Below are 15,226 nucleotides of genomic sequence, written 5' to 3'. Positions count from 1 at the left end.
TTAAGCATGCCGTTTGAGCCTTTAGTTACCGCCGCGATTGAGACCACACTCAACACCTTAATTCAAGACGACCCTGAATTGGTGCGCCGATTATCGCGCCTGAAAGGGCAAGTCATCCAAGTGCATCTCAAAGAGTTCAATAAAATGCTGACCTTCATTTTTAGCCAGCAAATTGATGTGTTAGCGGCTTACGAAGGCGAGTCGAATTGCTACCTGTCGCTCAATGTTTCCATTTTGCCCGAGCTACGCGAGCAAGCGAACATCACCCAACTGATCAAACAAGATAAGTTGGTGCTGGAGGGCGATATTCAACTGGCTCAAAAATTTGCCCAGTTGATCACCGATTGCAAGCCGGATGTTGAAGAGTGGCTGTCACGCCTGACGGGCGATGTGCTGGCTCACGCTTTAGTGCAGGGTGTGAAAGACATAGGCCAAGCGCTGCAATCACAACGAAGCAAGCATCAAAACCATCTTAGCCAAGTGTTAACGGAAGAGTGGCGTTTATTGCCCAGCTCGCTCGAGGTGGCTTATTTTTGTGACCAAGTGGATGATCTCAATAGCCAAGCGGCGCGTATCGAAGCCAAAATTCAACACTTGTTGGAGCAAGCATGACGCCAACTGAACTCAAGCGGTTGTACCGAATTATCAAGGTACAATTGGAATATGGTCTAGATGAATTGTTGCCAGAACATCAACTTACTAAAGCGCCAATATTAGCGCGCAAAGGATTGTTTTGGATTAAAAATCAGCATGCGGACAAACCATTAGGTGAGCGCTTGCGCTTAGCCTTGCAAGAGCTTGGTCCAGTGTGGATTAAGTTTGGTCAGATGATGTCAACGCGGCGTGACCTGTTTCCACCGCACATCGCAGACCAACTTGCGTTACTGCAAGATAAAGTCGCTCCGTTTGATGGTGTACTTGCTAAAACTCAGATGGAAAAAGCGTTGGGCGGCGCTTTAGAAACTTGGTTTGATGAATTTGATATTGAACCACTTGCTTCTGCATCGATTGCTCAAGTCCATACCGCCAAACTCAAATCATCTGGCCGGGAAATCGTACTCAAGGTGATTCGGCCAGATATTCGGCCAGTGATTGATGCCGATATCAAACTCATGTATCGCATGGCGAAAATTGTTGCCAAAGCATTACCTGAAGCAAGGCGACTGAAGCCCGTTGAAGTGGTGCGTGAATACGAAAAAACTCTGCTTGCTGAACTCGATCTACGCCGAGAAGCAGCCAACGCCATTCAACTGCGTCGTAACTTTGAAAATAGTGAAGAGTTATACATTCCAGAGATAATTCCTGACTTTAGTAATGAAACGGTCATGGTTTCTGAGCGAATATACGGCATTCAAGTTTCTGATATTGAAGGTTTAGCGGCCAACGGTACTAATATGAAGTTGCTTGCTGAACGCGGGGTGAGCGTATTCTTTACCCAAGTGTTCCGCGACAGTTTTTTCCATGCCGATATGCACCCGGGTAATGTCTTTGTTAATCCCGCGCATCCTGACAATCCACAATGGATTGGCTTAGATTGTGGTATTGTCGGTACCTTAAACAGTGAAGATAAACGTTATTTAGCCGAAAACTTCTTAGCTTTTTTCAACCGAGATTACCGCCGAGTGGCACAATTGCACGTTGATTCTGGTTGGGTTCCACGTGAAACCAACATCGATGAATTTGAGTTTGCTATTCGCGTGGTCTGTGAGCCAATTTTTGCCAAGCCATTGTGCGAAATTTCATTTGGTCATGTGTTGCTAAACTTGTTTAACACGGCTCGTCGCTTCAATATGGAAGTGCAGCCGCAATTGGTCTTGTTGCAAAAAACGCTATTGTATGTCGAAGGGTTAGGGCGTCAGCTTTATCCTCAATTGGACCTGTGGCAAACCGCTAAACCATTTTTAGAAAAATGGATGATGAACCAAGTTGGGCCACAAGCGTTTATCCGTGCAGTGAAAGAGCGAGCTCCGCTTTGGGCTGAAAAATTACCTGAATTGCCAGAGCTGCTTTACGATAGCCTCAAACAAGGTAAAGCAATGAACCAAAGGTTGGATCAGTTGTACCAAGGTTATCGAGCCAGTAAGCGTCAACAGGCAACAGGAAAGTTTTTATTTGGTATTGGCGCCACTTTGGTCGTATGCTCGGCGATATTAGTGACCAGTGCTTATCAGCCGTTTGCAATAACCAGTGCGATTGCAGGTGTTGTATTTTGGCTACTCAGTTGGAGTGCTTACCGTCGTTAAGCGGTCTTTTATTTGAAATCAATTTGTTGAGAAATTCCTGAGGTGTAGAGAATGGGTGGTATCAGTATTTGGCAACTTCTAATTATTGCCGTGATTGTTGTATTACTATTTGGAACCAAGAAACTGCGTGGTATCGGTAGCGATCTCGGTGGTGCGGTTAAGGGGTTCAAAAAGGCGATGAGCGATGAAGAGCCAGCCAAGAAAGACGCAGATTTTGAACCTAAAAATATAGAGCAGCAGAAGACAGAAGCGACTGCTGAGACTAAAAAAGATAAAGAGCAGGCCTAACACGTGTTTGATATCGGTTTTTGGGAGCTGGTATTAATATCGGTTGTCGCGTTGGTCGTTCTTGGCCCTGAGCGTTTACCTCATGCTATTCGCAGTGTGGCAAAATTTGTTAGCACAGCAAAGAACATGGCGAACAGTGTCAAAGATGAATTAGCACATGAGCTCAAAATTCAAGAGCTGCAAGAAAACTTGCGTAAAGCAGAGCAAATGGGAATGGAAAATTTATCTCCAGAGCTGAAATCTTCTGTGGATCAGCTCAAGCAGGCTGCGCAAGATGTACAACGCCCTTATGCGAACTCATCGCCCTCTGAAACAAAAACAGAGCACGATGGACAAAGCGTTGAAGTGATTCCCGCTACAACGATTTCGTCGCCTGAAACGGCCGATAAGAAAGCCGACTCATCTCTGTAGGAGGAGTTATTGCTACCACTGTAACTCCTCCTCTTATGCTCTATTTATACGAGGTTCGATATGTCTTCCGTTGAGCAGACACAGCCTTTAATCAGTCACTTGCTAGAGCTACGCGATCGTTTATTGCGTTCAATAGCTGCGGTGATCGTGATTTTTATCGGCTTAGTCTATTTCTCTAGCGACATCTACGATTTTGTCTCCAAACCATTGGTTGAGCGTTTGCCTGAAGGGGCGACGATGATTGCGACCGATGTTGCCTCGCCCTTTTTCACGCCACTCAAACTTACTTTAATCGCGTCCGCTTTTCTCGCGGTGCCTTTTATCCTTTATCAAATCTGGGCCTTTGTCGCTCCAGGTTTGTATAAGCATGAACGCCGTTTAGTCATGCCATTGATGTTTTCAAGCTCATTGTTGTTCTATTGCGGTGTGGCGTTTGCGTACTTTGTGGTATTTCCACTGGTGTTTGGCTTTTTTACGGCCATCTCTTTAGGCGGTGTTGAGTTTGCAACGGACATTGCCAGTTATCTCGATTTTGTGCTTGCGCTCTTTTTCGCTTTTGGTATCGCCTTTGAGGTTCCCGTCGCCATCATTTTACTGTGTTGGACGGGGGCGACGACGCCGAAAACCTTGAGTGAGAAAAGGCCTTATATCGTGGTTGGGGCATTTGTGGTGGGTATGTTACTGACGCCGCCTGATATGGTGTCGCAAACCTTGCTCGCCATTCCGATGTGTTTATTGTTTGAGGTTGGACTTTTCTTTGCTCGTTTTTATGTGCGCAAAGATGAGGAAGAACCGGAAGATGAAAGTCATTAATACATGAAAAAAGCGGCGAATAGCCGCTTTTTTGTACCTATGATAGTGGACTATTTAATCTTCAAAAGATAACCGCACTGAGAGCATCGATAGACTTCCTTGATGCCCAGAAGTTTTTGCCAGAAGGTTCGATGTTGACGTTGTAAGTGATTACCATGTTCACACATATTAGCCACGTTTATGTATTAAAATTTTGCCGCATACTATAGTGTTTGTATAACTATTTTTGTGATATAGATCATGTTGATGTGTATATCATTCTATCTATAGTTCTATAAATTATAATTTAAACAGTGAGTTAGCATTAGTGTTTGTAATGTTATTCACTTCAACCAACGAGAGTTCGGTGAGTTCTGCGATGCGTTTGGCAACTAGCGTTGTGTAAGCTGGTTCGTTGCGCTTACCTCTGTGAGGGACAGGGGCTAAATAGGGACAATCTGTTTCTAGCAGAACAAAGTTCATATCGAGATGCGGTAATACTTTATCCATGCCGCCATTTTTAAACGTTGATACACCACCAATCCCAAGATGAAACCCTAGCTCATTAATTGCTTTAGCTTCTTCAAGCGTGCCGCCAAAACAGTGGAATACACCGCTAAGTGAGCCATCTTGCTCTTTTTCCAGCAGTTGTAGAGTTTGAGTGATGGAATCACGGGTGTGGATGACAACAGGCAAATCGCGCTCTTTGGCCCAATTAAGTTGAGTGACGAAAGCCATCTCTTGTTCGGCCTGAAAGGTTTTGTCCCAATATAGATCAATGCCAATTTCACCAATGGCGATAAAGGGGTGTTTATCGAGCCAAGATTCTATAACCGCTAGCGTTTGCTTCACATTGCCATCTACATAGCATGGGTGCAGCCCCATCATCGATCGGCAAAGTTCAGGGTAAGCCGCTTCTGTTTTAAGCATAGGCTCAATGGAGGCAAGATCGATATTGGGCAACAAAATAGCCTCAATGCCTTGCGCCTTAGCGCGTTGCACGACCTCATCTCGATCGTGATCAAATTCAGTGGCATAAATGTGAGCGTGAGTGTCAATCATGGTGTATCTCGATAAACAGAGAATGGGAGAACAGTATACGGAAGTGTGAGCCTGAGGTCATTTTTCTGATTTTTGTCGATTGGCGCTAGCGTCAAAAAGCGAGAGTGATATGATTTCGCCACACTTGAGCGATAGCGGTAGTGAAGAAAGAATGCTTTCTCACACCGCGTATAAACAAGGAGAAGAGAGTGTCAGTATCCATTCAAGGTCAGTTCCCAGGGCGTCGCATGCGTCGCTTACGCAAGCATGATTTTAGCCGCCGTTTGATGGCTGAGAATCAGTTATCGGTTAATGATTTAATTTATCCCATGTTTATTTTGATGGGTAAAGATCGCCGCGAGCCAGTGGAGTCTATGCCCGGTATTGAGCGTCTCTCTATCGACTTAATGCTCGAAGAAGCGCTGTATTTGGCTAATCTCGGCGTGCCAGCCATCGCACTTTTTCCAGTGGTTAATCAAGATGCTAAAAGCTTGTGTGCTGCTGAAGCACATAATCCTGACGGCTTAGTGCAACGTGCGGTGAAATTATTAAAAGAGCATATACCACAAATGGGTGTCATTACCGACGTCGCGCTGGATCCTTTCACGACCCATGGCCAAGATGGCATCATCGATGAAAGTGGCTATGTGATGAATGATGAGACCACCGAGGTGTTGATCAAACAAGCGCTGTCTCACGCTGCAGCCGGTGCCGATGTGGTTGCCCCTTCCGATATGATGGATGGACGAATTGGTAAGATCCGCGAAGCGCTTGAAGAGGCGGGTTTTATTCATACACAGATCATGGCTTACTCTGCGAAATACGCGTCATGTTATTACGGCCCATTCCGCGATGCGGTTGGTTCCTCTTCGAACCTGAAAGGGGGAGACAAGAAAAACTATCAGATGGATCCGGCCAACAGCGATGAAGCCATTCACGAAGTGGCGATGGATATCAATGAAGGGGCTGACATGGTGATGGTGAAGCCCGGCATGCCATACCTTGATGTGGTGCGCCGCGTGAAATCTGAATTACAAGTTCCTACGTTTGCGTATCAAGTGTCTGGCGAATATGCGATGCATAAAGCGGCCATTTTAAATGGTTGGCTCAAAGAACGTGAAACCGTAATGGAGTCATTATTGTGCTTTAAACGCGCTGGGGCAGACGGCATTTTAACCTATTTTGCTAAAGACGTTGCGCAGTGGCTGGCAGAAGATAACGCCAAAACGGCACAATATTTACATCAAGACAACTAAGTTGTGAATTTAGACAGGGGAGCGAATTTTTCTATCTATTTGAAAATAAATCAAAAAAAGATTTCATGAAATAGATGGGTAGGTGTTTTTAGCATGATTAGAAAATAAATGAGATTTTTTCTCATTTAGGGGTTGATAATTAAATGAGAATCATTATTATTAACCGTGTCTTAGGGAATGGCGAAGTTCACAAGGACGTCGAGTTTACGATTAACGAATTGCTAGGTGTTAAAAGTAACAAGACAAATTGGCGACGAACTTGCGCAAGTTCTTTTTGACACGACATTGCTCACATTGCTTCCAGTGTAATTTATAGCTTTATCGTAAGGCTGAATGAATCACTTCACTTAGTTTTACCTGTTTTTGCTAGGCGACATCCTCGGGTGTCGCTTTTTTTATCGCTCATTTTCAAGAGGATGCTTTTGTTGTGAATAAAAGGCCATCGATAGTCTTTTCCACAATCAATGATCGTAAAAAGATCATGATAGGAATGTTCGATCTTTGTTTTATTCATTTATAAACAATAAGTTAATACCATTGTTTTCCTCGTTAATCACTGTTTAATAACCAGTGGATAAAAACTATGAACAGAGTTATCCACAGAATGTCATTTGCGGTGGTGGACAAATCAGCAAAATGTTTCGTTGCTCAAGGTGCATTGGCGTGGAATCCTCAAGACAGTCATGGCATCCTTAGTCATTACATTTCGTACTCGCTTTGGATTGCAAAAGACTATGGCTCGCATACCTGACAACCCGTTCATTCTGATTGATGGCTCTTCTTACCTTTACCGTGCATTTCATGCCTACCCAGGCACCATGAGTAATGGCGAAATTCCAACTAATGCTGTCTATGGCGTGGTCAATATGCTCCGTAGCATGATGCGCCAGTTTTCCGCTGAGCGTATGGTGGTTATTTTTGACGCGAAAGGAAAAACCTTCCGCGATGATATGTACCCACAATACAAAGCTAACCGTCCACCAATGCCTGATGATCTACGTTGTCAGATTGAGCCGTTGCACAATGTCATCCGTGCGATGGGGCTACCGCTGATATCGATTGAAGGTGTCGAAGCCGATGACGTGATTGGTACGCTAGCCTCTCAAGCATCACAAGCCGGCATGCCAGTGCTGATCAGCACTGGTGATAAAGACATGGCACAGCTAGTGGACGAGAATGTCACCTTGATCAATACCATGACGAATGTGGTACTTGACCGTGAAGGGGTGATTGAAAAATTCGGTATCCCTCCTGAGCTTATCATCGATTATCTGGCCTTGATGGGCGATAAAGTCGATAACATTCCTGGTGTACCGGGTGTCGGTGAGAAAACAGCGATTGCGTTACTACAAGGCATTGGCAGCCTAGAGCAAATTTACGATAACCTCGATAAAATTGCGCAATTGGGTTTTCGCGGCTCTAAAACCATGGCGCAAAAACTGGCGGATAACCGTGAAAACGCTTTTCTCTCTTACCAATTAGCTACCATCAAGCTGGATGTCGCTTTGGAAGAGAAACCAGAAACCTTGTGCAAAACCCAGCCCAATATTGATGAGTTGATTAAACTTTATGGTCAGCTCACGTTTAAATCTTGGTTAACAGAATTGCTGGATGGTGGTAATGGGGTGATTGACGCTGATGAAAAAGTGGGTGCGGTAAACACTTCTTCTTCACAAGCAAGGGAGATGGATACAACCGCCGCCACGATTGATCGCAGCCAATATCAAACCATTTTAGATGAAGAGACATTTAATGCTTGGTTAGAAAAACTGAAAGCGGCAGAAGTGTTTGCGTTTGATACGGAAACCGACAGCCTCGATTATATGGTAGCGAATTTAGTTGGCCTCTCTTTTGCGACCGAAGAGGGCGTTGCAGCGTATGTACCTGTTGCGCATGACTATCTTGATGCACCAAAGCAACTGGACCGTGATTGGGTACTCGCCCAACTTAAACCCATTTTAGAAGATGAAAGCCAAGCCAAAGTGGGGCAGAACCTAAAATACGATGCCAGCATTGTTGCGCGTTACGGTATCAATATGAAAGGCATCAAGCACGATACGATGCTCGCATCTTATGTGTACAACAGCGTCGGTGGCAAACATGATATGGACAGTTTGGCGCTACGATTCTTGCAACACAGCTGTATTTCATTTGAACAGGTGGCGGGCAAAGGTAAAAACCAGCTGACCTTCAACCAAATTGAACTTGAGCAAGCGGCACCGTACGCTGCGGAAGATGCTGATGTGACTTTGCGACTTCATCACCGTTTGATGAGTCATATTGAGCAAGATGAGAAGCTCAATCGCATCTACCAAGAGATAGAAGTACCTCTTGTTCCCGTGTTGTCACGTATGGAACGCACTGGCGTGATGATTGATGATATGTTGCTTGGCGCGCAATCGCATGAAATCGCTGCTCGTTTAGAGCAACTAGAACAACAAGCGTTTGATATCGCGAGTCAACCTTTCAACCTAAGCTCACCAAAACAGCTGCAAACCATTTTGTTTGAACAGATGGGGCTACCGGTGATTAAGAAAACGCCAACAGGTACACCTTCCACCAATGAAGAAGTACTGCAAGAGTTGGCACTCGACGGTTATCCTCTGCCTAAAGTGATCATTGAACATCGTGGTTTAGCTAAGTTGAAATCAACCTATACCGATAAACTGCCTAAAATGATCAACCCAACCACAGGGCGAGTGCATACCTCGTATCACCAAGCTGTAACCGCCACTGGTCGTTTGTCTTCAACCGATCCAAATTTGCAAAACATTCCGATCCGTAACGAAGAAGGACGCCGGATCCGTCAAGCCTTTATCGCTCCTCATGGCTGGAAAATTCTGGCCATCGATTACTCGCAAATTGAGTTACGCATTATGGCGCACTTGTCCGGCGATAAAGCGCTGCTTGAAGCATTCCAGCAAGGGAAAGATATCCATGCAGCGACCGCGGCTGAAATTCTTGGAGTGAGTATTGAGCAAGTCAGCAGTGAGCAGCGTCGCCGTGCGAAAGCGGTTAACTTTGGTTTGATTTACGGGATGAGCGCCTTTGGTTTAGCCAAGCAGCTCGGTATTCCTCGTTATGAAGCCCAAGAATATATGGATAAATACTTTGAGCGTTATCCTGGCGTGATGCAATACATGGAAGATACACGCTCTACGGCTAGTGAACTTGGCTATGTTGAAACTTTATTTGGTCGCCGTTTGCATCTGCCTGAAATTAAATCGCGTAATGGGATGCGCCGCAAAGCCGCTGAACGTGCTGCGATCAATGCTCCAATGCAAGGTACGGCTGCGGATATCATCAAAAAAGCGATGCTATTAGTCGATGCTTGGATTGAGGAGCATGGACAGGGACGCGTTAAACTCTTGATGCAAGTGCACGATGAACTGGTGTTTGAGGTGCAAGAGACGGCTTTAGCCGAAATTGAAATTAAAGTACAACAATTGATGGAGTCAGCAGCAACACTAGCGGTGCCATTGGTCGCGGATACTGGTCATGGAGACAACTGGGATCAGGCGCATTAGTTGTTTTTTGAGCAGAATTAGCTAATTTATATGAGCCGACGCACAAATGTCGGCTTTTTTATGGCCTAGAAACAAGTGTTCTTGATTTTAAACTTTATGTTGTTTAATAAAATTTTCATGAAAAAAAACTACAAAAATAGTTTTCATTTCTGACCATTTGTTATACATTAACTCTCGTAGGGTACAGAGGTAAGATGTTCTATCTTTCAGACCTTTTGTTTCACGTTATTGGATTAGGCTGATTCAGCCGCCCCAGTCAGTATTTGACTGGGGCGTTTTTTATTGGGCCAAAGAAAATATTCATCACTGTTTTTTACGAGAATTTAGGTGATAAAAACACACTATTCTATTGCTGAGTAGTTACTTTGTTTCTTTTATAAACACCCAATTCTGTAACTGGCTAACAGTCACACTTTGATTATTTCTAATGAGAAATCAAGTTCGCCTCAAACACAATGAATATGTTTAAATCTCATTAATATTCATTATGTTATGTTGATTTTATTGCGGTGAGCCAGAGGAGTGTTCTGTGGGTGAGTGAATTGATGACTCTTTGACCTATTGAAAAGTTGGAGGGATTAAGGAATGCTTAGCAAAACAATAATAAATTACCTCCTACTTCTCTCCCGTTGCCCCACCAGGATGGTGGGGATTTTTCTCTTTGCCGTTCGCATTTGGATTTAAAGCCTATAAAAAAGCCCCACGATTAGGTAGGGCTCTGTTGGAGTCACGATGTTTAGTGTTCTTCAGAATGGTCTGGATTCTCTTCTATCTCTTCTAAGTGAGTTGAATCACTCTCATCCATCTCTTCCACTGTTTCTTGCTCGGCTAAATGTGCGAGTGCGGGTGCAAACCACGTATCCAATTTATTACGCAGCACATCGACGCCTAAGCCTTTCAATGATGAAAAAGCATCGACAGTGACATCGCCGCCAAAAGAGCGTGCCTCTTCACGAATTTTTAACACTTGAGCTTTACGTGCGCCACTTTTTAGCTTGTCCGCTTTAGTCAGTAGTACTAGTACTGGGATGTAGCAATCGACAGCCCAAGAAATCAATTGTTGGTCGAGATCTTTCATCGGATGGCGAATGTCCATTAGCACAACCAGCCCTTTTAAGCTCTTACGCTTTTGTAGGTATTCACCTAATGATTTTTGCCATTTTTTCTTCAGTTCCAAAGGAACTTGAGCAAAACCATAGCCCGGTAAATCCACAATATGACAACCTTCAGTGACTTTAAATAGGTTGATCAGTTGGGTTCGACCCGGAGTTTTACTGGTTTTAGCCAAGCTCTTCTGATTCGTTAAGCGATTCAACGAACTCGACTTACCTGCATTGGAGCGTCCTGCAAACGCAATTTCGATCCCTTCATCATCAGGTAGATGACGAATGTCAGGCGCACTGGTAATGAAATGCGTGTTTTGATAATGAATTTTTACGCTCACTGTTAACTCCATCTCGACTTTGTGTAGTCGATTGATTACTTTTTTGTGAAATTGTGTAAAATAACCGTGCTCGGCATAAGGTCGCCTATTGTACCATGAGTCGCCACTGAGAGTGAGTAGCAACTGCAAAGTGGTACTGGAAGCTTGATAATTATAAATGGAATGTCATGAAGAAATTAGCGCTAATCTTGAGTCTTTTAGCCAGCTGCTCAGTGTGGGCCCAAGGCAGCATTGAAGCTGGTAAAGCAAAATCCCAAACGTGTGTTGCCTGTCACAGTGCTGATGGCAATAGTCTACTTACAATTTATCCTAAAATTGCTGGTCAGCATGAGAAATACATAGAGAAGCAATTGCATGATCTCAAGCTGGGAATGACAAGCGGTGGCAAACAAGGTCGTTACGATCCCGTAATGAGTGCCATGGCGATGCCTCTTAGCGACGAAGATATAGCTGATCTTGCAGCGTATTTTGCATCACAAACTATTTCAGCGAACTCAACGCCTGAAGACGTTGCAGTGAAAGGAAAAGCACTTTATAGCGCAGGTGATGCAGAGCGTGGTTTAACCGCTTGTATTGCGTGTCATGGCCCGCGTGGTAATGGTACTGAGCTTTCAGGTTTCCCTAAAATTTCTGGTCAGCATGCTGACTACATCAAAGCTCAACTACAAAAATTCCGCGATGACGCTCGTAATAATGATATGAATGCCATGATGCGTGATGTCGCGAAAAAGCTCAGCGACACTGACATCGAAATACTTTCTAAATACGTTGGCGGCCTTCACTAAATCCTACACCGTTCGAGCACTGTTGTTTGAAAACGCCTTAGCACTGAGCTAGGGCGTTTTCTTTTGTGCTGAAGAAAACGTAATTTTTTGCTCAATGATCGGCTTACCTATCGCTTTTTTTATCTTTTTTTGCCTAGCTGGTGAAAAAATACGCGCTGACTCTCCACTCTAATGCCACTTTCTGGTATGTTGCGCATCCCTGTTTGAGGATGTTACATGCACATTTGCCCATTATGTTTTAGTGAACAAATAGTTCCTTATTTTGCCGATAAAGTTCGCTCTTATCTGCAGTGCCAACACTGTGCACTTGTGTTTGTTAGCCCTGAACATCGTCTTGACGAAAAAGCGGAAAAAGCATTTTATGATTTGCATGAAAATAACCCGCAGGATAAGGGTTATCGCCAGTTTTTGTCACGCGTTTGTGCGCCGATGTTGGAGAGGCTTTCTCCGGCATCTAACGGGTTAGATTTTGGTTGTGGGCCGGGGCCAACCTTATCCATTATGTTGGAAGAGGCTGGGCACACAATGTCGTTATACGATATCTTTTTTCATCCAGATGAAAAGGTGTTGCAGGCGACCTATGATTTTATGACTGCCACTGAAGTGATTGAGCATTTACATAAGCCGCACCAAGTTTGGCAGCAATGGTTAAATTTAGTTAAGCCAGGAGGCTGGATTGGGTTAATGACCAAACTAGTCAAAGACGTGGAGGCGTTTGCTGGGTGGCACTACAAAAATGATCTCACACATGTGATCTTTTTTAGTCGTGAAACCTTCCAGTACTTGGCCAAGCGGGATGAGCTTGAACTTGAATTTATTGGTAATGATGTAATTTTACTGAGGAAACCCCAGTAATGAGCCGTAGTAAAAAATCGAGAAAGCCGGGTTCAGCCGGTGAAGGCGACGTGATTGTCACGCGTAATCGCAGTGAGGCAGATGTTGAAGGCCGTTTGCGTAAGCGAGTTAAAAAACAGAAAGGTCTGAAAGCGGGTAGCCGCCATTCCGATGGTTCAGATCACCAGCAACGAGAAGCCGCTAAAGCGCGCGATCCGCGTTTAGGCAGCAAGAAAAAAATTCCGTTGGTGGTTGAGCCAGCGAAGAAAATGACCAAGCAAGAGCGTCGTTTGTCGGCTGAGCAAGAGCTCGAAATGCTAGAAAATGATGCGCAATTGAACGTGTTGCTCGATCGTATTGATAATGGCGAAAACCTAGGTGCCGGCTTACAAAAATACGTTGATGAGAAACTCGATCGTATTGAAGCACTGATGAAGCAACTTGGTCTGTATGCTGAAGAGCAAGAAGATGTTTTCGAGCCAATCGTGACTGGCGGTAGTGCCAAAAAATCACGTTCAGATGATGATTTATTATCAGATTTTGAAGGCTTCGACCTAAATGATTTAAAAGGATAGAAAGTGCCATGAATGTAACCTTGTTAGCCATTGCTGGTGGAATCATTATTCTCGGCTTAGCGTCTTACGCTGGTTACCTTCTGCTGCAACTGAAAAAGCAAAAGGATTTGCAGCTTCAACATCAAACATTGGCCATTGAAAAACGCAATGCAAATATTTTTGATAGCGTAAATACGCTTTGCATGGCTGGGATTCAAGGCCAATGTGATCTCTCCGAGATCAGCATCCGTGTCTACTGCATTATGGATTATGTTCAAGGCGAACAGAGAATCGACTTTGATAGTTCGTATCCCGCTATTTCCGAACTGTATTATATAGTGAAGGATATGCCGCGTGGCGAAGAGCGCAGCCAACTCGCTAAACAAGAGCGAATGAAGCATAACTTAGTGCGCCAAAAGGCGGAGGCCCGTTTAATGGATGCGATTGTTGAAGAGTTAAAAGTTCTGCAAAAACGCATTGCCCCTTTGAATAGTCAAATTCCGATTCAAATGATGTAATGGCTCGACTGCCTCTTTCGAGTGAGTGATCGCGTTAGCAGTTTAGAACATTTATACACAAATTTCGTTTTGTCACCCGACGTCCATCATTGTCATGTGGCAAAATAGCCCGTCAAAGTTTCGAACGGAAAGCACAGCATGTCTTCGCAAGTCGTACCCAGCCAACAGATCGTATGGGATCAAGCTGTTTTAGATAAGTATAACTATTCAGGCCCGCGTTATACCTCTTATCCTACAGCACTTGAATTCCATGAAGCATTTACTATTGCCGATTATGATATGGCGTGTGCCCAATACTCTGACAGGCCACTTTCGCTTTATATTCATATCCCGTTTTGTCACAAACTTTGTTACTACTGTGGTTGTAATAAGGTGATTACCCGTCATTCGCATAAAGCTGACGACTATTTAGATGTGCTCGAACATGAGATTCGCCAACGAGCCTCTTTGCTGCATGGCCGTAGAGTCACACAACTGCATTTCGGTGGTGGCACACCAACCTTTTTAACTCAATTGCAAATTAGCCGTTTAATGGCCATTTTGCGTGGTGAGTTCCGCTTTGAAAATGACGCAGAAATCAGTATTGAAGTTGATCCGCGTGAAATCGAGTTAGAGATGCTTGATCACCTGCGCAGCGAAGGATTTAACCGCCTGAGCATCGGCGTACAAGATTTCAACAAAGAAGTGCAAAAGCTGGTGAACCGCGAGCAAGATGAAACCTTTATTTTTGCTATGGCGGAACGAGCTAAACAACTGGGTTTTCGCTCAACCAACCTTGATCTCATATACGGCTTGCCTAAGCAGACTAAAGGCTCTTTTGCTAAAACATTAGCGCAAGTGTTGGAGATGAAGCCGGGTCGATTGTCGGTATTTAACTACGCGCACATGCCGCAGCTGTTTGCTGCGCAGCGTAAGATTAAAGATGAAGATCTACCTACGGCGGAAGAAAAACTGGCCATATTACAAGACACGATCGCGACCTTAACGGGTGCTGGTTATCAGTTCATTGGCATGGACCATTTTGCTCTGCCCAATGATGAGTTGGCCGTCGCGCAGCGTGAAGGCATTTTACATCGCAACTTTCAAGGTTATACCACGCAAGGTAACTGCGACTTAGTTGGCTTTGGTGTCTCAGCCATTTCAATGATTGGGGATGCGTATGCGCAGAACCAAAAAGAGCTGAAAAAATACTATGAGCAAGTTAATGAGTTACGTCATGCACTCTGGAAAGGGGTAGCACTGGATAGTGATGACTTACTTCGTCGCGAAGTGATCAAGCAGCTTATCTGCAATTTCAAACTGGATAAAAGCCAAATTGAAGCACAGTTTAACGTGACGTTTAATCACTACTTCAAGCAAGATCTTGAGTTGCTACAAACTTTTATTGATGATGAGTTAGTGGAAGTCGATGAAAAAGAGATCCGCGTTACTTTGCGCGGGCGGTTGTTGATCCGCAACATCTGCATGTGCTTTGATAAATACTTACGTGTTCGTGCTCGTCAGCAACAATTTTCGCGGGTAATTTAACGCCCT

General features: G+C 44.3%; 15 protein-coding genes. 13 read left to right on the top strand and 2 right to left on the bottom strand.

Annotation, left to right across the window (positions count from 1 at the left end):
* Positions 1–6 precede the first annotated feature (6 nt).
* The 5 genes from NB504_RS04110 to tatC are packed head-to-tail and all read left to right on the top strand — an operon-like array spanning position 7 to position 3,755.
* On the top strand, positions 7–612 hold the full coding sequence (locus tag NB504_RS04110) for an SCP2 domain-containing protein (RefSeq protein ID WP_258428354.1): 606 nt from the start codon (positions 7–9) through the stop codon (positions 610–612).
* The gene (ubiB, locus tag NB504_RS04105) at positions 609–2,243 is read left to right on the top strand and encodes a ubiquinone biosynthesis regulatory protein kinase UbiB (protein ID WP_013855638.1); all 1,635 of its coding nucleotides are present in this window, start codon (positions 609–611) and stop codon (positions 2,241–2,243) included. Before NB504_RS04110 ends, ubiB begins: the two co-directional genes overlap by 4 nt.
* A 51-nt stretch (positions 2,244–2,294) precedes the next feature.
* Positions 2,295–2,531 carry a Sec-independent protein translocase subunit TatA gene (gene tatA, locus NB504_RS04100; protein WP_010319841.1) on the top strand — a complete coding sequence of 79 codons (237 nt, stop codon included), beginning with the start codon at positions 2,295–2,297 and terminating at the stop codon, positions 2,529–2,531.
* A gap of 3 nt (positions 2,532–2,534) precedes the next feature.
* On the top strand, positions 2,535–2,942 hold the full coding sequence (gene tatB / locus NB504_RS04095; RefSeq protein ID WP_017050163.1) for a Sec-independent protein translocase protein TatB: 408 nt from the start codon (positions 2,535–2,537) through the stop codon (positions 2,940–2,942).
* Positions 2,943–3,002: 60 nt separating this feature from the next.
* Positions 3,003–3,755 (top strand): twin-arginine translocase subunit TatC, encoded by a 753-nt coding sequence (gene tatC / locus NB504_RS04090; RefSeq protein ID WP_010319843.1) that lies wholly within the window; start codon positions 3,003–3,005, stop codon positions 3,753–3,755.
* 279 nt (positions 3,756–4,034) lie between these two features.
* Here tatC and NB504_RS04085 read toward each other — a convergent pair whose 3' ends face one another.
* On the bottom strand, positions 4,035–4,796 hold the full coding sequence (locus NB504_RS04085) for a TatD family hydrolase (protein WP_105977175.1): 762 nt from the start codon (positions 4,794–4,796) through the stop codon (positions 4,035–4,037).
* Between the two features lie 188 nt (positions 4,797–4,984).
* Between NB504_RS04085 and hemB the strand changes: the two genes are divergently transcribed.
* The 3 genes from hemB to polA all read left to right on the top strand — a co-directional run bounded on the left by hemB (position 4,985) and on the right by polA (position 9,558).
* Positions 4,985–6,031 carry a porphobilinogen synthase gene (hemB, locus tag NB504_RS04080; protein WP_026028265.1) on the top strand — a complete coding sequence of 349 codons (1,047 nt, stop codon included), beginning with the start codon at positions 4,985–4,987 and terminating at the stop codon, positions 6,029–6,031.
* 583 nt (positions 6,032–6,614) lie between these two features.
* Complete coding sequence (locus NB504_RS04075; RefSeq protein ID WP_156117117.1) at positions 6,615–6,782, top strand: hypothetical protein; 168 nt, start codon at positions 6,615–6,617, stop codon at positions 6,780–6,782.
* Positions 6,766–9,558 (top strand): DNA polymerase I, encoded by a 2,793-nt coding sequence (gene polA / locus NB504_RS04070; protein ID WP_258428353.1) that lies wholly within the window; start codon positions 6,766–6,768, stop codon positions 9,556–9,558. The genes NB504_RS04075 and polA overlap by 17 nt, the downstream gene beginning before the upstream one ends.
* 736 nt (positions 9,559–10,294) lie before the next feature.
* On the opposite strand, the gene yihA is transcribed toward polA, so the two are convergent.
* Positions 10,295–11,002 carry a ribosome biogenesis GTP-binding protein YihA/YsxC gene (gene yihA / locus NB504_RS04065; RefSeq protein WP_194566411.1) on the bottom strand — a complete coding sequence of 236 codons (708 nt, stop codon included), beginning with the start codon at positions 11,000–11,002 and terminating at the stop codon, positions 10,295–10,297.
* Positions 11,003–11,169: 167 nt separating this feature from the next.
* On the opposite strand from yihA, the gene NB504_RS04060 reads away from it, so the two are divergent.
* The 5 genes from NB504_RS04060 (at position 11,170) to hemN (ending at position 15,220) form a co-directional block, all read left to right on the top strand.
* Positions 11,170–11,787, top strand: coding sequence for a cytochrome c (locus NB504_RS04060; RefSeq protein ID WP_013855644.1), 618 nt, complete (start codon positions 11,170–11,172; stop codon positions 11,785–11,787).
* Positions 11,788–12,003: 216 nt separating this feature from the next.
* Entirely contained in the window at positions 12,004–12,642 is a 639-nt protein-coding gene (locus tag NB504_RS04055) for a class I SAM-dependent methyltransferase (RefSeq protein WP_258428352.1), read from the top strand.
* Positions 12,642–13,196 (top strand): Der GTPase-activating protein YihI, encoded by a 555-nt coding sequence (yihI, locus tag NB504_RS04050; RefSeq protein WP_094166291.1) that lies wholly within the window; start codon positions 12,642–12,644, stop codon positions 13,194–13,196. Before NB504_RS04055 ends, yihI begins: the two co-directional genes overlap by 1 nt.
* 8 nt (positions 13,197–13,204) lie before the next feature.
* Entirely contained in the window at positions 13,205–13,693 is a 489-nt protein-coding gene (locus tag NB504_RS04045; RefSeq protein ID WP_013855647.1) for a DUF2489 domain-containing protein, read from the top strand.
* 138 nt (positions 13,694–13,831) lie between these two features.
* A complete protein-coding gene (gene hemN, locus NB504_RS04040) occupies positions 13,832–15,220 on the top strand; it encodes an oxygen-independent coproporphyrinogen III oxidase (protein WP_096036752.1) in 1,389 nt (462 codons plus the stop codon).
* Positions 15,221–15,226 lie beyond the last annotated feature (6 nt).

This window comes from Vibrio sp. RM-69-4 (genome assembly GCF_024743775.1).
GTDB classification, from domain to species: Bacteria; Pseudomonadota; Gammaproteobacteria; order Enterobacterales; family Vibrionaceae; genus Vibrio; species Vibrio anguillarum.
Note: the sequence above shows the minus strand (reverse complement) of the source record. Positions and strands in the feature narration are given on the sequence as shown.

Bases quoted from the DNA above. Each gene is read 5' to 3' on its own strand.
- NB504_RS04110 (WP_258428354.1), top strand. From the start codon at position 7: ATGCCGTTTGAGCCTTTAGTTACCGCCGCGATTGAGACCACACTCAAC.
- ubiB (WP_013855638.1), top strand. From the start codon at position 609: ATGACGCCAACTGAACTCAAGCGGTTGTACCGAATTATCAAGGTACAA.
- tatA (WP_010319841.1), top strand. From the start codon at position 2,295: ATGGGTGGTATCAGTATTTGGCAACTTCTAATTATTGCCGTGATTGTT.
- tatC (WP_010319843.1), top strand. From the start codon at position 3,003: ATGTCTTCCGTTGAGCAGACACAGCCTTTAATCAGTCACTTGCTAGAG.
- NB504_RS04085 (WP_105977175.1), bottom strand. From the start codon at position 4,796: ATGATTGACACTCACGCTCACATTTATGCCACTGAATTTGATCACGAT.
- NB504_RS04075 (WP_156117117.1), top strand. From the start codon at position 6,615: ATGAACAGAGTTATCCACAGAATGTCATTTGCGGTGGTGGACAAATCA.
- polA (WP_258428353.1), top strand. From the start codon at position 6,766: ATGGCTCGCATACCTGACAACCCGTTCATTCTGATTGATGGCTCTTCT.
- NB504_RS04060 (WP_013855644.1), top strand. From the start codon at position 11,170: ATGAAGAAATTAGCGCTAATCTTGAGTCTTTTAGCCAGCTGCTCAGTG.
- NB504_RS04055 (WP_258428352.1), top strand. From the start codon at position 12,004: ATGCACATTTGCCCATTATGTTTTAGTGAACAAATAGTTCCTTATTTT.
- yihI (WP_094166291.1), top strand. From the start codon at position 12,642: ATGAGCCGTAGTAAAAAATCGAGAAAGCCGGGTTCAGCCGGTGAAGGC.
- NB504_RS04045 (WP_013855647.1), top strand. From the start codon at position 13,205: ATGAATGTAACCTTGTTAGCCATTGCTGGTGGAATCATTATTCTCGGC.
- hemN (WP_096036752.1), top strand. From the start codon at position 13,832: ATGTCTTCGCAAGTCGTACCCAGCCAACAGATCGTATGGGATCAAGCT.